We start from the raw sequence: 19,820 nt of genomic DNA on the forward strand, positions 1-19,820 counted from the left end.
GCCGACAAGCCTGATGAATTCGCGTCGTTTCATCGGATCACCTCGCCGCAGGCGAGGAGGTCCTGAATCGAGGTGGGCGCGGTCGGCGCCTCCGACCGACAGGATAGCACATCTGTGTAAGGCGGGAGACTGCTGCGCTGCGGTTAGGACCGCTTGGGCCCAAAGGCGGAAATGGGCTCTCGGCGCGGCCGAATGAGTTTTACCTTCAAGGCGCCGGCGTTCCAAATATCCTCCTGATGACTTCGTCGCCATGACACTCGAAACACCGGCCATGGCTGAGCATAATGCGCTCCGGTCGCCACGAGTGGATTTTTGCGAATGCTGCTCTAGCCTTTCGCGGCTGCAGTAGTAGCGGCAGCCGCATGCCAAAGAATATTTGCCCGCGGGGATGGTACATCCCGCTGAGCTTTGTCGCCGTTCGCCAAGGTTCGGGCATCTTATCCAGCTCGATGTTGATAATCGTGTCCGTGAGGACCAGCGTCTTCGATTTCTTGTGAAAGAAAATGAACTCTTTGAAGTACCCACCGGGAAATAGCGTCTGGTCGATGTCTTGCCGCCATTCTTCCGGCGGATTGACGTCGAGGTCTCGCGCAAACGTGACCTCGATGTGTCGAGCGCGCGCTCTTTGGCGTACACGCGGTGAAGCCCATGAGATCGCGTCGGGAAAGGCTTTCGACCACTCCCCGATATGAGCGTAGTGAAACTGGTTGGGTGACACGAGATGTCGGATTGTCCCCATCCGCTGCAGCTCGCTTGCCAGCGCCTCATCAAACTTGATCGGCGACTGCAGGAATAGATCACCATTCGAAAGGCGCACGACCGTCATCCGCGTGGTGAAAGGCAGCGGCAACGTGACGCCAGCCACGGTCAAATACTCGAATGGGCCATCGACTATTCCGATGTCCGGCCCCATCGGCTTAAATACGTTGATTGGTTCGTAGAGAGAGGCACCCACAGCCATCTTCCGGATAGCTTCATGGACGGAGTATCTCTAATCACGGGATGTCTGCAACGGGGGTCATTCGCGTCGGGGTCTGGCCGCCAGCAAGTCCAGCTATGTCCGCTATCCCCGGATGGCGACCAAATTCCGCATCGCAGCGAAATGACGCAATGGGGCCATGTGCGGAAATGGGCGAGTTTTGAAGTCACAATAAAAGATGCCGACCGGGAGTGCAGGCTCACGGGCGATGTCGCCAGAAGTAAAGGTCGAACTTGCCCGACTCGTGCCATGCAGTGTCACTTATCATGAGATAACACGCGACCGCAAAATCGTACGTTGAGCAAAAGATACCGTAACCCAGTGGAATTTCTGTTATCGACAGGCCCGCAAGTGACGAGCCGGACAGACAATGGGATAGATCCCAGAGCCCATGCATGACGTAGCAACGCCGACTACTTCAGTTTGCCAGGCATGAGTTGAGGCCCCGAAATAGGCAGCGAAGCTTAGGTAAAAAGCGGCAATCACGACAAGGAAAGAGGTCCAGAATATCTGTTCCCATCGTCCTTGGAAGATCCGTCGAAAGATAAGAATGCTTCCAATCGCAGGCGATGTCGCGGGGCCGGCAGTCCCCGGCGCAAAGCGGAGATAAGGCGCCTCCCTTGGGCTCTGATCCGAAAACACGCTTCAAAGCGTGGACATGAAAGCCAACAGCGCCTTTCTATGTGCCTCAGGTAGCTGACGGAATGAGCGTGCCGCGGCCGCACCATCGCCATCGTGCGCCAAAATAGCATCGACCGGAGTCTCGGCCCTGCCGTCGTGCAGAAATCGGGCACGCAGACGAAAACCTCTAAGCGGCGTTGTTCGCCATTCGGCGCCGGTGGCAGCGCCTTGAATGATTCCATCGTTGAAAGAAGGTCCCATGTCGTGCAAAAGCAAGTCCGAATAGAGCGCAACATCACCCCCCCTGGATGCGAGCGCTGGCGTATGGCACATTGCGCAGCCAATGGACGAGAACAGGTTCTGGCCTTGCTCCACGGATATCGCGTCGCTGCCCTTGGAAGGATCGGGCGATTGCGCAGGCAAAGCTAGTAGATAGGCCGTCACCGCGCGAATGATTGATCCATCATCGTCTAATCCGGGACCGGCTTTGCCGCAGCTGTTATCGTCATATGCAGTGTCTCGCGGAGCCAGTGGACTCGTGATGCCCATTTCATTGCGAAAGGCAAGCGCAACAAATTCCTCAAGACGGGCGACGTCGGCCTTCCAGCCGTAGCGACCGACCCTTTCCTGGCCGTGGCTATCCTTTACCCAGTTTGGCCGACCTTTCGGCCTGCGCTGCAGATTCGCGTTGGCAATGATCACTTCGTCGGTGATCTCTTCAATCGATCCAAGGCCGTAAAGGGGGGACGCATTGCGAAGTGAAATCACATTTGCGGAGGCTGGGGGACCGCGTGCCAATCGGCAAGGGACGCCGAGCCAGGCAACTGAGGCCGAACGGGCGACTGGAACTACGTCGCGGAACTCGGTCGGTCCCTCGTCGATGCGTCCGACCCGGGACACCAACGCAAGACCATTACGTCCCATGCCGCCCGGTGCTGGACTTTGATGGCATGCAAGGCACGATCGGGCATTGTAGAGCGGACCTAGTCCGTCTAGTGGCGAGAATTCCTTGCGAAAGAGGGTAGCCCCAAGTTCGCTCGACGTGAGTTTTGCGGGGTCAGCGAGACTTGCACGATCTGACCCGAATGCAGGAAGTTCGAGCAGAACGCCAGGGTCGTCGGGATAGCTGGGAATCGCTCCGCTGACGGTCACCCAGATGCGCTGAGCGTCGGGCGACACAGCTATGCCATTGAGCTGTCCTGGGCCGAATTCCTCACCGCTCTCGAGGGTGACCTTTCTAGCGGCAACAACCGTGCCATCCTGGCGCATGCGCACAATGGTGCCATTACCGCGATTCAGCACATACATGTCCGAATTGCCGGCAAGGGTCGTGTTGCTGGCGAATCCTGGGTTGGCAATTTCAGAAACGACGGGAGCGAGGTCGACTGGTACATTCAACTCCGGCGGGGTGAACGTCCGATTATCCCTGATCCGGAAGACCTTTTCGTCGCTGGTAAGCGTAAGCGCCACAACCGCGTTACGCGACGCGTCCGTGATATACAGGACCCGATCGGGTACCCAGTTAAAGATCATCCCCGCCCGAGTCCGCATCGTTGTCACAGCGACTGCAGGCGCGGGGACAGCAATCGGCGTGATGGTGGCCGGCGGAGCAAGTCCATCGAGCGCGAATTCGGTATGAGTTTGGACCACTGAGCCATCTGCCGCCAACACCGCGAATACTGCGCGCTTGCTGCCGTCAGGCGACATGCCAAGCAATGCACTGGCAACGGCGCCGGAATTTAACGCGCCCGGTATTACTTGTTCCGCGCGATTGGTCAAACTTCCCGCAAATACTCCCCCGAGCAACTTGCTCGGCGCGTTGTTCAAAGGTTCTCCCGTCGGATCGACAATCGACTCCGCTCCGATCTGCTGCGCCCCATAGGGAGTGTTGGAAAACCACAATCGGCCGAATCCATTATTGATCGAGATCCCGATGGGATTGCTAACCGACGGAAAGGTTGCGCTCGCTGCGCCAGGGGAGTGGATACTATTCAGGAACTTAGGACTTTGTGCGGTGAAGAGTTGAATCCGCCCTTCCAACGCATGTGCCTGTTCCCCATTGGCTGCGAATTGCTTGGGGATGATTAGCGTGGGGCCGTTTGGATCAAGCGAAAGCACAGCACCTTCGGCAGCCTCCAGCCGTGCGAGCGGTGCACCAAAATTGGAATGACTTGTGACCAGGATCCGTTTCGGATCCAAAACTTGGCCAGGCTGAGTGAATGCCGCGAATTCCGGTTTGTCGTGGATTGGTCCACCCTTGTGGAATGTCCCGACAGGCGCGACCGCGCTCGCACCAGGTATGCCGACCGCTATTATCCGAGCGCTCAATCCATCCACGTGCTCCTGTGCTCGTGCAGGAATAGACAACAACAGCGAGAAAAAACAAACCAATGCGAGGACACGATCAAACATAACGCCCTCCTAGGTTGCGGTTTCGATAGCCTAAGCTTTGGTCTGACGGCTGATCGGCTGACTTCTCCGAAATTCAGAACAGCGCCCGGACGGCAGGCCACGTCCCGTGGAGGTCTCAGTTTGCCGGTAAAACTTCTCAGCTTGAGGACGCTCCTGTTCACGGTGGAAACGTTGCTGCCTGCTCGAGTTCGGTGCTGGGTGCGGGTCGATGGGGCCGCGCGAAAACAAAACGAGATGTCACGGGTATTTCCGCTCCGGCTCTACCGTCTTGGCCGATTAGGATCAATCCGGCTCCGCCATTTGCCACATTCAGAATAATCGGCTCGCCGCTCCACTTCTTGATTGGCTCCATTCCGATAATGAGAAATTCACCCATGGGTTGGTCGAGATATTGGATTCGCAATTGCGGGCCGACCTCGGCCGCAGCAAGTTCAAAGCCGAGCTGTCGAGCGCGCGCGTAAACCGTGGCCAAGCTCACGGTATCGGACGTGAATCCTAGCTGGGCTGGCGATAGGGCGACGAGGTCCACATCTGTCTTATGAGAGGTAACGGTGAACGTCGGTCGAGCAAGAATTTCAGCGGCTTGCCCACCGATATTGCAGCCCATACGGTCCATGTCGTTGCGCAGCCTAATCAAGTCAGCGAAGGTGCCAATTGTAATCGTCTTCCATGTCGCAACATCGCGGGCGGACTTGATAGGCTGTTGGGGCGGCTGGGCGGAGCGCGTCTTGAGTTTTAGCTGGTTCTGCAAGACATCGCGGGCGGTGCATTGAGCCCACGCGTTATTCGCGGATTGAAGCATGCAGGCTGCACAGAGCATCGAAAGGATGAAGTGACCGCTACTCCGCCTTGCACCCGAATAAGGAGCGGCTCGGTTTTTGATAATAGACGCGCGAAAATCGCTTCGTGGTAACACTTGACAGAAAAAGCCCGCCTCCGAGTCAAGGGGAAGAACGGAGGGAAATGCATCAATGAAACATCGCCCGGCCGACTTTTGAAATGCGTCCGGAGGCGGGGCCGAATGGCTCAAGTATTCCAATACCAAATGACAGGCGGCAGTCTGTAAGCCTGACCGCCCGCCCACATCAGACCTAGGAGGAATGATGTGCTGAAAACATAGCATACGACCGTCCTCGCCGGGGAGACGAAATGCAGATCCACGACTGTCGTATTCCGGGACTGGTTTTGGTCGTTAGGACAATCGCCAACACCGCTCGCCGGACTGAGGCCAAGCGGTCCCAAGCTGGGCGAAGGCACGACGCTGCGGTCGTAACATTTCGAGCGATCATGCCGGCCGGTTGCCGCTTGGGCTCCTCGAGCCAATAGCTTTCACAGCAGGAGCGATCGACTTGAAGGAGGCGCATCGCGAGGTCGTGGTCTGCGGGAGCGCGATCCGAACAACGAGTTGGCATGGCACTCTCCTTGCGTTTATCGGACGCCTCGCGGGTCGCTACCTCGATTCGAGGCGACGTAGTCGATCTCGCCACGCGACGTGCCGATGTCCATCAGTTCCCTGTCACTTAGATCGGACAGAGCGGCGCGTAGCCTCTCCCGTTCGCGCCGTTCTTGAAACGCCTCCCAATATCTTTCCAAAAAGCTGACGACGCGCCGTCCAGAAGCGAGCCGTCTGTCCCCCCCTAATGCGCTATAGATCGTGCTCATCGCGCAATCTCCGGAGTCCCAACTCGGCCGGCAGACGCATCATCGCCGCCGCCTTGTTTGCGGGTGCAGTCCTAAAGATAGGTTGTGATGGCAGCGGAGCAGATGACCACCGAGGACATTACACCAGCAAGCGCCGCCGTCGCCTTATCGCTCTGACAAGCCGACTGTGGTCAGCTTCACGGCCGTTGCCTTCGCCGTCATGCTGGGCCGCGGCGTCAGGACCGCGAGCTGATGCGGAGACGCCGGCATCCCGCCGTACATCAGCGTTGGGATCGCCGACTGTTCCTTAACATCTTGCGCTCCCATTACTGCGACCTGATGTCGCGTGATCGGAAGGCCTTTCAATTCAAAGCTTGGAAGCTCTGCGGCCCCTGCCCGGGAGCCGACTACCGTCGCCGCAACAGCGGCCACCACGAACATTTTCTTCATGGCAATCCTCCTCCGAAACAAACAGAATATTCGCACCACAACTTCCAAAATGACCTAAATCAATTCGCCCGCGCGTAATGTGAGCCCCTTCACAAGCTAGCTCCACCGGTCGAGATTAGAGGCCCGTTTTAAGTCCAAGTGTGACCGAGGGCTACCAGTGCAAAGTACCTATGCATCGGCTTGCTCCGTTCGTTACTCTTGCCTTCCGGTGAGCCGATTGGGACATGATGGTCGTCGCCGCGGTGAGGCGAGGCTACGCCCAGGAACCGCACCGGTCGTTGAGTTTTGCCAATGTATGAAAAAAATCTGAGCGGTGGGATCGGCCGATCGCCGGCATTGCATGCCACGTCGCACCAGGAGGCCAGGAATGGGCTACTCGCCCTTGATGTCGCGCACAAGCTTCTCTAGACGGCCGATGTCGGTGACCCGCAGGTTGCGTCCCTCTCGACGCAACAGACCGATCGAAGTGAGACGGCTTACCTCCCGAGAAACTGCTTCTCTATGAGTGCTAACACGGTTGGCGATGTCGGAAAGCGATGGGGCCGGCGACAACAACGGTTGCGCTCCGTCTCTACCAGCGTCAGCCGCCAGACGGAGCAATTCCGCCTGAATTCGGTTTTGCACAACAAGTGTGCTGAACTCGAGCACGCGTTGCGACAATCTTCTCAGTTCGCCCGCGATGTGGCGCAGCGTTGCCATCGCGACGCTTGGCTCCTTGAGCAGCAGATTTTCAAACTGACTAGAGGTCAGGGTCGCGACGGTGGCCGCCTCCAGTGCCTCGATCGATGCTGATCGTGGGCTCCCGTCGATGGCAGAAATCTCACCAAAAATGTCGCCCGTCCTAAGATCCCTAAGGATGATAGCTTTCCCACGTGCCGAGTGGATGATTGCGCGGACCCTGCCGGAGACAAGAAAGAATACATTGTTCGAAGGATCGCGGTACCCGAGTATTTCTTCACCGCGTTTGTAAGTATGCCATCTGCACGTCTTGGCGAGGTCCTCCAAAGATACCTGCGATAAAGCATCCAGGATTTTGACGCGCTTTAGAAACTCCAATTGCCGATCAGGGTGCATGGGGCTCGCTGCCTCGGATAGGACTCAATCCGCCGACGGGAATGGATCCAAACCATTCCGCGTTGCGAGCACTGCTTCCAAAAGCAGAACAATCGAGGCAAACACTCCGCCTCTCCCGTCGCCGAGCAGTCGTTATTAAATTACACCGTAGCCATCGCAACGGCGAGACGATAGCACTGACCAGAGCCAAGGCCCGAATCGGATCATGACCCATAAGGCTCAGATTGAGAAAGTGTTTTTCCGCTCGCCCCGACGTCAGGGAAGCGCACCGAATCTCCGGGGTCGTGCCAGTTTGGGACCTGAGCATGTGCAGCGAAGGGCGTGCGCTGCGGTCGGTCCTACTCGATCGACTCGTCAGCGAGGGCGAGCAGCGCGGGCGGGATGGTAAGCCGAGTGCATTCGCCGGCGGCCAATGTTATCGTCGGCCGGCAACGACCTCGGCCGGCCGATGCCCGCGGGGAGGATCGTCAATGACCGCTGCCGAAATCGCCGCCGGATCGGTGTCCGACCTCGAGCACCGCACCCAGCTGCGCCGTGCGGTCATTGCCAGCACGGTCGGCACGACGATCGAATATTACGATTTCCTGCTGTATGGCCAGATGGCCGCAATCATCTTCGCGAAACTGTATTTTCCGTTGTCCGAGCCGCTCACCGGGACGCTGCAGGCGTTCGCCACTTTCGCGGTCGGCTTTGTCGCCCGACCGATCGGCGCGGCAATCTTCGGCCACTACGGCGATCGCATCGGCCGCAAGGCGGCGCTGATCGCGACGCTACTGCTGACTGGCTTGTCTACGTTCCTGGTCGGCTGTGTCCCGACCTACGAGCAGATCGGCATTTGGGGCGCGGTCTTGCTGGTCGTCCTGCGGTTTTTTCAGGGCGTCGGCGTCGGCGGTGAATGGGGCGGCTCGGTCCTTTTGTCGATGGAGTGGGCGCGCACCAACCGGAATCACGGGCTCATTGCAGCCTGGCCGCAATTCGGCGGCCCGGCCGGGTTCTTCCTGGCGACCCTGGCGATCCTGGCGTTCAGTCAGATGTCGGGAGAAGAATTCCTGAGCTGGGGCTGGCGCGTCCCGTTCTGGCTGAGCATTGTCATGTTCGCAATCGGCTTGTGGATCCGTCTCGGCATCCTCGAAACGCCGATCTTTCAGCGGGTGATCGCCGAGCAGCGGGTGGCGCGCGCGCCCGTCGTCGAGGTTTTCAAACGCCAGCCGAGGGAGATCGCCCTCACCGCCCTCGCGCGCATGGGCGAGATGGCGCCGATCTTCGTCTACATCGCCTTCATCTTCCCGTACGGCACACAGGTCCTTCACCTGTCGCGCGACTTCATTCTGATCGCGCTGCTGATCGGCTCGTTCACATCGTTCTTCACGATCCCGTTGTCCGGCTATCTGTCTGACCGGCTCGGCCGCAAGCGGGTGTATGTGTTCGGCGCGGCCGCCACCGGGCTCTTCGCGTTTCTCTATTACGCGATGCTCAACAGCACGGTGCCCGGACTGGTGATCCTGGCGACCATCGTCGCAATCTTTTTCCACGACCTGATGTGGGGGCCGCTGGCGGCGCTGACTGCCGAAGTATTCACGCCGCGCCTGCGCTACAGCGGCGCCTCGATCGGCTTTCAACTGGCCGCGGTGGTCGCCGGCGGGCCGGCGCCGATGATCGCGACAGCGCTCTTGGCCGCCACCGGCTCGGGCTATGCCATCGCGCTCTACATTTTCGGCTGCGCGACCATCAGCATTGTCACCACAGCGCTCCTGCCGGACGTCAAGGATCGTGATTTCGCGCGCGATCACCTTTGACCCGATAGGTCGGGTCCCAGCGGAGACCTGGATTCATCGTGATCCACCAAAGAACCGGGGGGCTCAGCTTCCTCGGGTCATTATTGCGCCGACGCCAGCACGACGAGTTGGTAGCCATCAACAAGCCTGGCGATTTCAAGCTACGCGCCGGCTTACCCACCGCGCCGCATATCCCTGTGTTGTGCATCACAACAAACTCGACGCATCGATGTCGCAGATCGGTCAAAATGCGAAGAACTCGGAGTGAGCAAATCTCGTCCGCTCCGCCCCCGTAAACGGACCTCAATAAGGAATGATGCCACTTCGCGGCCGGGCCAGAAGAGGGCATTCCGCTGACCGCGTGGCGGGTGAAATCGTGCTAGGTGGTCACCGCACGGTACAGACGCCATTCGTCGGGCACGCCTTTGAGAACGTGACGGCCGCGCTCTTCAAACGTCAATCCGGAGCCTGCTACGAGATCGCGAACCGTCTGTGATACCAGAATTTCACCCGGCGCAGCTAGCGCCGCAACACGCGCGCCAATATGAACGGCAATGCCAACAATATCCTGAGCGACGAATTCGCACTCGCCAGTATGCAAACCGCAACGGACCTTCAGGCCGAGCGGACCCACCGCATCGCCGATTGCGCTGGCGCAACGCACGGCGCGCGCTGGCCCGTCGAACGTGGCAAGGAAACCGTCGCCGGTGGTGTTGATTTCGCGCCCGCGATACTGGCCGAGCACATCCCGAACTTTGGCATAGAACGCGTCGAGCAACGCGCGCCAGGCGCCGTCGCCGAATGCGGCGGCGCGTTCCGTCGATCCCGCAATGTCGACAAACAGCACGGTCGCAAGCACCCTGTCTGGCTCGGCTGCTTGCCGATGCCCGGTGACGAACTCTTCGACCTCATCAAGAATTGCGTTCTGGTTGCCAAACCAGACCGTATGGTCCTGACCGCTGAGCTCAACCAGTTTGGCGCAAGGAATCTGCTGCGCCATGTAACGCGCATGCTTCACATCAATGACGCGCTCATCGGTTCGATGCAAAATTAAAGTCGGTACGCGCGTGACGGGCAGGATGTCTCTGACATCGATCTCCCGATTCATGCGCATGATCGAAGATGCCGCGCCTGGGCTTGCTGAAGCCCTGAAGTAGGCGGCGATTTGCTCAAGTATCTGCTTATTGCCTGCAACACTGGGCGCCCACATCAGCAAACTCATTGCATCCGTCGTGCCCCAGTGGTGCTCAATGTCCTCGAGGAAAGTGCTCCACTGCGCATCGGTCCATCCGAATGTGTAGTCAGGTGCCCACGAGCGCCGCGCATACGTGCCACAAAGCACCAGAGCCGACGTGCGCTCGGGATAGGTCGCTGCATAGAGCAGCGACATCGGACCGCCCTCGGACACGCCAAACAAGGTGGCCCGCTTGGAACCAACCTGATCCAGCACTGCCTGCACGTCGTGCATCCGCTGTTCAAGTGTGAAGATCTGGGAACCGCGATCGGACATTCCGGTGCCGCGCTTGTCGAACATGATGACTCGAGAAAATGTTGCAAGCCTACGGAAAAAGGAGGTGCGCGCCGGCGATTGCCAGAGCGCTTCAACATTGGAGACAAAACCCGGGACGAACAGCAGGTCGCGCGGACCATCGCCAATCACCTGATAGGCAATATGGACATCGTCACTTTTAACGTAGTGAGTGGCTGGGACGTCAGCCATGTTGGCCTACTGCGTGACAAGACTGCGCGGCGCGAGTGTTGCACCTCATTCCGCGTCAGGCCAGCGAAATCAGGTCGCAAATTTAACGGGCTCGACCGCCGACCGCCCGTTGACGGCGAAGTCCGATGACCTGATCCATGCCGACCGCCATGGCGCGATCGTGATCCCGCTCGGCGTCGCCGCCAAGCTGCCGGAGGCCACCGAACTCTGCGGCCGCCGCGAGACCCCGATTCTGGGGATCGCTCGCAGCCCCAACTTCTCGCTGGAGAAGCTGAAGGCGGCGCTGATGCGCTCGGCGGAGATTCATTAAAGGCGAAAGAGGGCAAGTCCGCGCCGCAGACAGGGCTTGTGAGGTCCGCTCTGTCCCTGAAAGCGGCGCAATAGCGGACCTCCCCGGAGGTCCGAGAGTTGGGTCAAACTCGAGCCCAAGGTAGATGTTCTGCTCTGCCACTATGAAGCGGACATCAGCGGACCCGCTGTTCAGGTCCGCGAAGGGCCGATTGTGTTGCAAAAGTCGAAAGTTGCAGGGCTCAAGATTTTTCGCGAAAACACTAAGCAGCGAGCGATCGCTGATTCGTATGACCTCAATCGAGTTACCGAAGTCGCCTGTGAAGTTTGCGTGAGGCCGTGAGGTCCCTCGCATCTTGTACGCGAAAGTCGCGCCCACGGCCCGTAGAATTTTGGTCATCGGCGAAAATCGACTTTTGCGACAATATCGGCCACAAGCAGACCTTCGGCGGCACGCAGGTCGCTCGAGGTTTGCTCGGACCTTAAACAAGTCCCCTTGGCGGATGCGAGAGGTTCTTCGACCAGAGCCGCTATGGAACAGACTTCGCTTCCCGCTCGAGGCAACCGCGCGGATCGGTCGAAAGATCGGCACGAACGAGATAGTCGATCTCGCCCCTCGTTACCCCGATATCTCTAAGTTCTAGGTCGCTCAATTCGTCCAGCGTCTCGCGCAAGCTCTGGCGGATACGCCAGGCACAAAAAGCGTTGAAATATCTTCCGATAAAGTTTGGACGACGGCGTGTCTGCGTCGCAGGCGCCTGCACCGATCCCGCAGCAGTATAGGTCGTGCTCATGGCTAACTCCTAGGGCAACTACCCATGGGCGACCTTGCCAAGGCACGACGGAGCGTGCTTGATGCCCCGCTCACATTTCCCTCACCAGTGACTTACTTTTCTATTTTCTCGACTGTCAGCAGAGTGCGATCTAAGCACCAGGCACCGACCGGCGAGATTCGTCACGAACCGATGAAAACTTGAGCAAATCGCCGTCGTCGAATTGATCTTTGTCTGATGCAGCAGCGGGCCCTGCTCGAGTGCGGGCATCGCGGTATGTTCGCCCCTCCGGAGCAATCAACTTGTGTAAGCGTGAAGGTTTGCGCCGATATTCAACGAGCGACTACACTTTTCGATGGCCTCTTCATATTGCCGGAGGTGCAGGTGGGCGACGCAGAGAAGCCGAGCCGTGATGTTATTGTGCAGAGCAACAAGATTTGTTCGGTCACCGTCGAACCAATCTGACCAAATGTCGCGAGCGGTTTGAAGATCGGTTAGCGATACGTTGATCCGTACTTGATCTCCGTAACTTTTCACCGCCCCTTGTACGGCCCAGCGGACGCCGAGAACCGCTCCAAACTGCTTCAGATCGGTCGGCCTATCCCTGTAGATCAAGGCGGCGGTCTCGTATCCGATAACGAAAGTGGCGGGCGTTCGCGCGATGTCGATCGTCAGTTCTCTTGTGATGGTGTCGGCGAATTGGTCCTGCTTTGGATCGTTGTTGAGGTTGGCGAAGGGCAGCACCACGATGGAGAGACGAGACTTAATTTCGGATATGACCGTTTCTTGAGCTTCCCGAACTGCATCGGTACGTGGCGTCTTCCAGAAACTCCAATAGCCATAAAGACCGCCAGCGATTGCGCCGACGGCAGCCATCGATGCCAGCGCACCGCCGACAAACTTCAAAGGTCCTTTGACGTGACCCAGTCTGTGATGGGATCGGCGTTTGCCTGTTAGTTGTTCAGAAGAAACTGGGACTAAAACCGCTTCCTTTCCGGTCGGACGCGCGACCTCTAGCTCATCTGTAGAAGAGATCATCGCGGTTGGGGTGCACCGACCCGCGTCATGCAACGCGCCTACAAAACGAAATCCCTTCCGTGGAAACGTTTTGATCAAACGTTGTCGTTCGCCGGAGTCGCCGATCGCACGTCGGACAGCGTTAAGCCGAGTCGTCAGCGCCGCATCGGATACAATTCGACCATTCCAAATCGCGCTTATAAGATCATCTTTACTGACGACGCGATCCCTGGTGCGGATCAAATATTCGAGCAAATCAAAGACCTGCGGCGAAGTATGCACGACATCAGATCCGCGCCGCAACTCACGCAGTTCAGTGTCCAATACACAATCGTCAAAGAAATAGCGCATGATACTATTCCGTGCGCATGCCCTCGATCACAAAGAGAGGGCGGGCAGCGAATATCGCTAGACAATAAGCCTTGGGAACGGAGGATGTAAACCAGTATCAACTACCCCTAGTTGCCGTGCGAAACCTCCTACCGTTGGACTGGTCAGCGGAGCTGCCGCGTTTCCCTTGGAGCATCCGGCGCGAAATCGGCCTCCTAATGAGGTCCGCTCAATAGCGTCGGTTTGGCGCTCGGTTACGAACTTCCGGTCTGCCCCTATGAACCGACATGTGGTTGTGCCGCGTCAACGGAAGCGATGGGCCAAGGGGCGACATTGTTCGCGAGCGGCTGGTGCCAAAACAAATGTGAGATAGTTCATACCCGGCGCGTCGCCGACGTGTTGCCATTCCGATGTTTCCGGCGAAACTTCATTTCTTTCGCTACCGTGGCCGGTGCGTATGGCGCTGCGGTTCGGACTGTGCGGGAGGCGTCGAATGGTCAATATCAAAGTTCCTCTTAATCCAGTGCAGAAACGCGGCTTGTGGCCGCCCAAAGGCGGGCGCGAATATCCAGTCTTAGATACGGACGACTGGTGGAAAATTGCGGCGCGCGAGCACATAGATGCGTGGGCGTTAATCGAGTTCAATTTCCAAACGCACGTTCCTGAGGAGGTGAATTGGTATTTGCGAGAGCTCGTGGGTTGCCGCCACAGCCGTGACGGGGGGCGCAATTACGCGTTCATCGGGGCTGACCCGAAGCTGCGCAAAATCTATCTTCCCGCTGTGCCGCCTCCGCCCCCACCTAAACCCATACCCTGGCCCGACAAACTCAAGAAGCTCCAGTACGAGGTGGAGCATTCGAACGATCCACAAAAGGAACGATTCCTCTGCATGCTCAAGGCGATGGAGAACCGCCGTGATGATCGCGTGATCTTTTGGTCCAGCATAGCCCCGGGGCCCGAGTGGGTTGCTCCGCTTGGCGTTGAGGGAAGAGGGATTGGCAAAGCGTTGATCGATTCGCAGTGGCTTTACAAAAATATAAAGACTGTGCGGGATGTGGACACTCTTCCGTATGGCAACGGGTTACCGAGAAGCGATACTTTCGTGATCAGCTTCCACAAGTATCTGTTTGAAACGGCTTCGCCTTCCATCGGTATACTGCGCGCGGCGAACGCAGAAATTGTCAAGACGCATGTCATGTTGGATCGTTGGGCGAACCAAAGCATGGGTGGAAGTTCGTCGATGCCGACGTGTTATCGCGCAATCAAAGAATTTATTCGCTTACAGGAGCAAAGTGATTACCCGTCTGTGATCAACTGCATCGTGACAACTGGCGCGTAACCAGGTCCCTGGGCGGATGACTGCACCAATCCACACTGATTGCGGAGTCATCTGCTTCGGCTGCGTTAAGTCCACCGAAACGCACCTCGCACTCGCAATTCACCACGTCAACAAAGAGATCATCGGCTGGCTGGAACCGGCGGCAAACAGCATCTCCAATTGTTTGGTCACCTCGTCGGTGGGCCGCTGGAGATGCAACGACACGTCGAGGTCGAGCGCTTTTTGGCGGTCTTGAAGTTGATCACCAGTCAAATTTGGTCGGTGCCTGAGTCGGCGGGTTGTAGCCCTTCATATAGGGTACGCTGGAACGCGACCGATGTCTCAATTGGGTCAAACTGAGAAGTCCGGGCGCTCAGCCGGTAGGTCGGCTTTACCCCCAACTCCAGACAAACCGCTGCATCGGACCAACTGACGCGATGGGCCAAAATCAGAAGTGATCCGCGCATTCGGTCACGGCGTTGATTCGCATCTACGACGACGCGAGGGCTCTGCGTGCCATCTTGAACGCAACCGCCACCTCGACGCGCTAGCGCAGCAGATGAGCTCGATCTGCTCGGGGTCATTTGGAGGCGACGGTCTCCTTGAACAGTTCAACCTTGCCGCACGTGTTGTCTGTCACCGCAAAAACCTCGTATAGATCGATCTGCGGCTTCTTGCCGTAGCGCTGGATGATGCCCTCGAGCCACGGCCCGGTGTAGAACGCCTTGGCGTCCTCGATGCGCTCCCACTGGTACACGCCGCCCGCCCAGCCGCTTTCGGACCAGATGAAGTGCTTGCTGATCAGCCCCGTCACCTCGCGGAAGTTGGGTGAGATCTTGTGAAAGTGCTCGCGACACGCGGCGTAGTCGATCTGCGGCGGCAGTTTGTATCGTACAACGGCGGTAATCATGCGATCTCCTTGTAAGGATGTCAGGGGCGCAACATTGATGACATGCCCGCGATCAAGCAAGCGAAGCGGTACAGGCGTCGCTCAATTCGCGCAATGCAGGCTCCATTGCGGGCGCGCGCGCACGACCGAAATATCGATCATCTACCCGCACCGATCGCGATCACATGCGACAGACGATGCCGTGAGTAGGTCAACACGATTGACAAGAGCCTTTCATCGCCGCAGCTATCTCCTTCCAATTTTTTGCGTTAATATGAGCGTCTTCACACCTGTGTAGCAGACGGGCTCGGATGATGCCCAAAGAGAGGCAAGCTAAGGCCCCGCAAAGCGCCACCCGGTTCTCATTCACACGCGAGTTTGGGAGCGACACATGGAAAAGCGTGAAACTGGCACCAGCTTAACGAAAGGTCTGTCCGAAGCGAAGCGGGGCGCCTTCTCCCGCCGCTCGGTGCTGACGTTGGTTTGCACCCTCGGCGCCGCCGCGCCGTTCGGATTCGGAGCGGCTCGCGCGCTGACGGCATCCGGGACTGGATCGCTGTCTTATATTCCTGGCGGGCCTTTTATTTGCCGCGCCGCAGCGAACAGTGAAGAGCTGCAGGGCCCACCCCACCAATTAAAAATCGCCTGGAACGCGAACGCAGCGTGCACGGTCGCTGCGGCAGTCGCAAAGGAACGGGGTATCTTCGCGAAGCACAACCTCGATGTCGATTTCGTCAATTTCGGCGGTTCGACCGACCAGTTGTTGGAGGCGATTGCAACTGGCAAGGCCGATGCTGGTTTGGGATTGGCCCTGCGCTGGCTCAAACCGCTGGAGCAAGGTTTCGACGTTCGGATCACTGCGGGTGTGCACGGCGGCTGCATCCGGCTCCTCGGCTCCAAGGCAGCGAATATTGACAGCCTGGAGTCGCTGCGCGGCAAGGCTATCGCGATTAGCGATCAAGCGAGCCCAGCGAAGAACTTCTTTTCGATCTACCTCGCCAAGAAGGGCATCGATCCGGCCCAAGAGGTAGAGTGGCGCCAGTACCCGGCCAATCTGCTCGCGCTTGCCGTCGATAAGGGCGAAGTGCAGGCGCTGGCCGAGATAGATCCGCTGCCCTATCTTTGGCTTAAGGAAGGCAAACTCAACGAGATCGCGACGAACTTAACGGGTGAATTCGCCGACCGCACCTGCTGCGTTCTCGCGATACGTGGCAGCCTCACCCGAAGCGAAATGCCGGTGGCAGCCGCTCTGACACGATCAATACTGGAAGCGGCAGATCGAGTTGCCAGCGATCCCGCCGATGCCGCAGCAATCTATTCGGGCTACGGCGGGAGAGGGTCTCTAGAGGATCTCGCTACTATGTATCGTAGCCATACGCACCACAGGCATCCCGTCGGGGCGGAGCTCAAGAAGCAACTTCTACTCTACACCGATGAACTCAGGGCAGTGAACGTCATCAAGCGAAGCACCGACCCGGCCAAGTTCGCCGACCGGATTTATCTTGACGTTCTAAGCTGAGCCGATTGGGACGATCCGCAGTGAGCTCGGTCATCGATGAAGTGCCGAGGCCATCAGAGCAATCGGGTTTCGGCTTTTTTGAAAGTTCGACCACGCGGTCGTTGATCGGCGGACTGTCTGTTGCCGCGGCATGGTCCATGGTCGCCGCGTTCACTGCGTTCTGGCCGGATAGGCCCGAGAGTGATTGGGCCTACACGGGCGGCTTCGCCATTGCCTGCGGCGCATTGGCCCTTGCCCTTGCCGTGGCAGCCTTAGCCGGCGTTCGTTTCGTTGCTTTTCAGCGTCTCCAGCGGCTTTCTCCGTGGCTCTTCGCGCTCGCGATGTTTTTGGCTGCTTGGGAGGCCGTCACAGCAAAGCTCGGATTGCTGCCGTTGCCGTTTTTCCCGCCACCGCAGGCCATTGTCGAAGTCGCAATCGACGATTGGGGGCGGTTGGCTGAAGGTATTTTCGCCTCAGCTCGTCTGCTCGCGACCGGCTATCTTCTCGGTGCGGCGGTGGGGTTCGTGACCGGCGTGGCGATCGGCTGGTCGCGGCGCGCCGGCTATTGGATCCACCCAGTTTTGCGGTTCATCGGGCCGCTGCCCGCGACGGCTTGGCTGCCGCTCGCATTTTTCGTTTTCCCGTCGAGCTTCAGCGCTAGCATTTTCCTGATTGCGCTCGCCACCGGGTTTCCGGTTACCGTGCTCACATGGTCGGGCATCGCCGGCGTGAAGAGCGCCTATTACGATATTGCGCGGACATTGGGCGCAACCCAGCGCTTCCTCGTGCTCAAGGTTGCCATTCCGGCGGCAATGCCACATGTCTTTGTTGGCCTGTTTATGGGTCTCGGCAACTCGTTTGCGGTTCTTGTCGTAGCCGAGATGCTGGGCGTGAAGGCGGGGCTCGGCTGGTATCTGCAATGGGCGCAGGGTTGGGCGGCCTATGCCAATATGTACGCCGCTCTGCTGCTCATGGCGTTCTTGTGCTCCGGGCTGATCACGCTTCTGTTCAGCTTGCGGGATCGCTTGCTATCCTGGCAGAAAGGTCTGGTGCGATGGTAGCGGCGATCGCAAGCGATCACGCGGTCCGTGGATCGACGTTAACGCTCCGCGAGGTGAGCCATCGCTTCGATCTCGAAGGGCAGCCCCTGCCGGTACTGGACCGCATCAGCCTGCAGGTCGGCCGCGGCGAATTTGTCGCTCTCCTGGGACCAAGTGGGTGCGGAAAATCGACCTTGCTGCGGCTGGTCGCGGGGCTCGACACTCCAACGGCCGGCTCCCTGCTAACGGAGGGAAGGGAGATCGAAGCACCCGATCCGTCGCGCGTCGTCGTTTTTCAAGACCCCACGCTCTATCCATGGCGGACGGTATGGAGCAACGTTGCGCTCGGTCTGGAAGCCCGCGGGTTGCTGCGCACCCATCGCGGACGCATTGAAGACGCACTACGCTTGGTCGGGCTCACGGGCTTCGCCAATGCCTACCCGCACCAGCTTTCCGGCGGCATGGCGCAACGCGCGGCTCTGGCGCGTGCGCTTGTCAACGACCCGAAGCTGCTCATTCTCGACGAACCTTTAGGCCAGCTCGACTCGCTGACTCGCATCGCGATGCAGGCGGAACTTGTATCACTTTGGCAGCGCTCGAGCTTCACGGCGCTGCTGGTCACGCACGATGTCGAGGAGGCGCTGTTGCTCGCCGGCCGCGTCATCGTGCTGAGCGACCGACCTGCACGGATCAAGGCCGAAGTCGTCAACAGCCAGCCCTATCCTCGCCACCGGGGCGATCCGCACTTCGTTGAGCTTCGTCGCGAGGTGTTCGAGCAACTCGGCCTCGATGAGGCATGGTAGCCGTCAAAGCGGCTCACCGCGACGGACTCTTATACGCATCATAGAGCAAGTTGAACCAGAGCCATGTCTTCCGAGGTCCTGAACCCGAAATCGTTGAACAAGTAGACGTCTGATGTACCCGGCAGAGCGGACATGCTCTGCCCGTCTTTTATTGGCGGCTTGGAGCCGATATTGTTGCAAAAGTCGAAAATCGAGCGACCCGGAAAATCTCGCGAAAGTTGATCTTTGGACTTCTCTGCCGCTGCGTCGCTTTTTCAACGCCAGTACGGAGGTCCGTCATCGATTTTGGGTGAAACGATATGGTCCCTCACGTCGCCGCGCGTAAAACGCATCGGCGGCTCTAAAAATTTTCGTTCGCCACCCCAAAAAGACTTTTGCAACAATATCGGCCAACGGCGGAAGTCGCCGGGGATGTTTCGGATTTACGTGCAAGCCAGTTTCGACGATCCTCACCGGGTAATCCCGGAGGGTAGAACCTCAACGGCGAACGATACGTGCGGAGCTTTGAAAAGCATTGGAGCCGCTCACTGACGTCGAACGTAGATGGCGCCCCAGCCAAGGCCGAGTGTGGCGGCGACAAGCGAACCGAAGAGTACGCCCAGTTTCGCCGCCCTCAATAGTCCTTGATCGGAGAAGGCGAGCATTGAGATGAAGATCGACATGGTAAACCTGCTCGTGAGGGAGCGGTCGCGCCTTGCGATCGGAAATGGGGTAAATCGGGTGCGACCAGAAGGCGAGAATAGCGTGACTTCTCAGTGGCAGTATCAAGTTAGGTTCGATGTGAACGATTCTGCTACGGCGGAATCGGTACACCGACAACTCCGTGATCCGGCACTGGCGCCGCTGTTCGATATCCTCGCAGCGCATCGCGCTGCGCTGAAATGCCAGTTTGACGCCTTTGCGGAGTATGTCACCGTAGCAGAAGAGCACGGCGTCGAATACTATCCGCTCTACCAATGGACGAAGGCGACGATCGAGAATCCGACGAAAAAGGAAAAGTATTTGAAATCCTTTACACTCTACGTGGACGATCGGGAGGTCTATACCAAAGAGATTGCCGAGGCGCTGGAGGCGGACTTGCAACCGCTCGCCACTAGCGGGCTGATCACGCGAATATCCAAGTACGATACCAATCCCGCCAACAATCCTCAGTCGCCGCAGCGCCCCCGCGAGCGGGGCTAGCCCTTCCGCG

General features: G+C 58.5%; 16 protein-coding genes and 3 pseudogenes. 7 read left to right on the forward strand and 12 right to left on the reverse strand.

Going from position 1 to position 19,820, the window contains the following annotated elements; all coding sequences use genetic code 11:
- Window positions 1–205 precede the first annotated feature (205 nt).
- The 6 genes from E4K65_RS25330 to E4K65_RS25355 form a co-directional block, all read right to left on the reverse strand.
- A complete protein-coding gene (locus E4K65_RS25330; RefSeq protein WP_235885720.1) occupies window positions 206–961 on the reverse strand; it encodes a DUF4336 domain-containing protein in 756 nt (251 codons plus the stop codon).
- Between the two features lie 663 nt (window positions 962–1,624).
- Window positions 1,625–4,012 carry a di-heme oxidoredictase family protein gene (locus E4K65_RS25335; RefSeq protein WP_135176436.1) on the reverse strand — a complete coding sequence of 796 codons (2,388 nt, stop codon included), beginning with the start codon at window positions 4,010–4,012 and terminating at the stop codon, window positions 1,625–1,627.
- A 157-nt stretch (window positions 4,013–4,169) separates the two neighbouring features.
- Window positions 4,170–4,814 (reverse strand): hypothetical protein, encoded by a 645-nt coding sequence (locus E4K65_RS25340; RefSeq protein WP_347340967.1) that lies wholly within the window; start codon window positions 4,812–4,814, stop codon window positions 4,170–4,172.
- Between the two features lie 626 nt (window positions 4,815–5,440).
- The gene (locus E4K65_RS25345; protein WP_135176437.1) at window positions 5,441–5,674 is read right to left on the reverse strand and encodes a YjiS-like domain-containing protein; all 234 of its coding nucleotides are present in this window, start codon (window positions 5,672–5,674) and stop codon (window positions 5,441–5,443) included.
- Window positions 5,675–5,818: 144 nt separating this feature from the next.
- Complete coding sequence (locus E4K65_RS25350; RefSeq protein ID WP_209312086.1) at window positions 5,819–6,103, reverse strand: hypothetical protein; 285 nt, start codon at window positions 6,101–6,103, stop codon at window positions 5,819–5,821.
- A 372-nt stretch (window positions 6,104–6,475) separates the two neighbouring features.
- Complete coding sequence (locus E4K65_RS25355) at window positions 6,476–7,177, reverse strand: Crp/Fnr family transcriptional regulator (protein WP_135176438.1); 702 nt, start codon at window positions 7,175–7,177, stop codon at window positions 6,476–6,478.
- A 470-nt stretch (window positions 7,178–7,647) separates the two neighbouring features.
- Here E4K65_RS25355 and E4K65_RS25360 point away from each other — a divergent pair, with 470 nt between their 5' ends.
- Window positions 7,648–8,973: an MFS transporter gene (locus E4K65_RS25360; RefSeq protein WP_135176439.1), complete on the forward strand. Its 1,326-nt coding sequence runs from the start codon at window positions 7,648–7,650 to the stop codon at window positions 8,971–8,973.
- A gap of 358 nt (window positions 8,974–9,331) precedes the next feature.
- On the opposite strand, the gene E4K65_RS25365 is transcribed toward E4K65_RS25360, so the two are convergent.
- Window positions 9,332–10,672: an adenylate/guanylate cyclase domain-containing protein gene (locus E4K65_RS25365; protein ID WP_135176440.1), complete on the reverse strand. Its 1,341-nt coding sequence runs from the start codon at window positions 10,670–10,672 to the stop codon at window positions 9,332–9,334.
- 109 nt (window positions 10,673–10,781) lie between these two features.
- Here E4K65_RS25365 and E4K65_RS25370 point away from each other — a divergent pair.
- Window positions 10,782–10,982: pseudogene (locus E4K65_RS25370) on the forward strand (RraA family protein); the annotation flags it as partial.
- Between the two features lie 508 nt (window positions 10,983–11,490).
- Here the strand turns inward: E4K65_RS25370 and E4K65_RS25375 are convergent.
- A complete protein-coding gene (locus E4K65_RS25375; RefSeq protein ID WP_135176441.1) occupies window positions 11,491–11,754 on the reverse strand; it encodes a DUF1127 domain-containing protein in 264 nt (87 codons plus the stop codon).
- A gap of 1,035 nt (window positions 11,755–12,789) precedes the next feature.
- Window positions 12,790–13,101 (reverse strand): annotated as a pseudogene (locus E4K65_RS48790) (winged helix-turn-helix domain-containing protein); the annotation flags it as partial.
- Window positions 13,102–13,573: 472 nt separating this feature from the next.
- Here E4K65_RS48790 and E4K65_RS25385 point away from each other — a divergent pair.
- Complete coding sequence (locus E4K65_RS25385) at window positions 13,574–14,419, forward strand: hypothetical protein (RefSeq protein ID WP_135176443.1); 846 nt, start codon at window positions 13,574–13,576, stop codon at window positions 14,417–14,419.
- Between the two features lie 99 nt (window positions 14,420–14,518).
- On the opposite strand, the gene E4K65_RS47460 is transcribed toward E4K65_RS25385, so the two are convergent.
- Window positions 14,519–14,671 (reverse strand): hypothetical protein, encoded by a 153-nt coding sequence (locus E4K65_RS47460; RefSeq protein WP_167771119.1) that lies wholly within the window; start codon window positions 14,669–14,671, stop codon window positions 14,519–14,521.
- A gap of 307 nt (window positions 14,672–14,978) precedes the next feature.
- Window positions 14,979–15,308, reverse strand: coding sequence for a hypothetical protein (locus E4K65_RS25390; protein WP_135176444.1), 330 nt, complete (start codon window positions 15,306–15,308; stop codon window positions 14,979–14,981).
- A 370-nt stretch (window positions 15,309–15,678) separates the two neighbouring features.
- Between E4K65_RS25390 and E4K65_RS25395 the strand changes: the two genes are divergently transcribed.
- The 3 genes from E4K65_RS25395 to E4K65_RS25405 all read left to right on the forward strand — a co-directional run bounded on the left by E4K65_RS25395 (window position 15,679) and on the right by E4K65_RS25405 (window position 18,628).
- Window positions 15,679–16,806, forward strand: coding sequence for an ABC transporter substrate-binding protein (locus E4K65_RS25395; RefSeq protein ID WP_135176445.1), 1,128 nt, complete (start codon window positions 15,679–15,681; stop codon window positions 16,804–16,806).
- Between the two features lie 101 nt (window positions 16,807–16,907).
- Entirely contained in the window at window positions 16,908–17,846 is a 939-nt protein-coding gene (locus E4K65_RS25400; RefSeq protein ID WP_235885728.1) for an ABC transporter permease, read from the forward strand.
- Entirely contained in the window at window positions 17,840–18,628 is a 789-nt protein-coding gene (locus tag E4K65_RS25405) for an ABC transporter ATP-binding protein (RefSeq protein WP_135176446.1), read from the forward strand. The genes E4K65_RS25400 and E4K65_RS25405 overlap by 7 nt, the downstream gene beginning before the upstream one ends.
- A 524-nt stretch (window positions 18,629–19,152) precedes the next feature.
- Here E4K65_RS25405 and E4K65_RS25410 read toward each other — a convergent pair.
- Window positions 19,153–19,296, reverse strand: a pseudogene (locus tag E4K65_RS25410) (Na+/H+ antiporter NhaA); the annotation flags it as partial.
- A gap of 76 nt (window positions 19,297–19,372) precedes the next feature.
- Here E4K65_RS25410 and E4K65_RS25415 point away from each other — a divergent pair.
- Complete coding sequence (locus tag E4K65_RS25415; RefSeq protein ID WP_135176465.1) at window positions 19,373–19,810, forward strand: hypothetical protein; 438 nt, start codon at window positions 19,373–19,375, stop codon at window positions 19,808–19,810.
- The last annotated feature ends 10 nt before the right edge of the window (window positions 19,811–19,820 follow it).

The organism is Bradyrhizobium niftali, from assembly GCF_004571025.1.
In the GTDB taxonomy this organism is placed as follows: Bacteria; Pseudomonadota; Alphaproteobacteria; order Rhizobiales; family Xanthobacteraceae; genus Bradyrhizobium; species Bradyrhizobium niftali.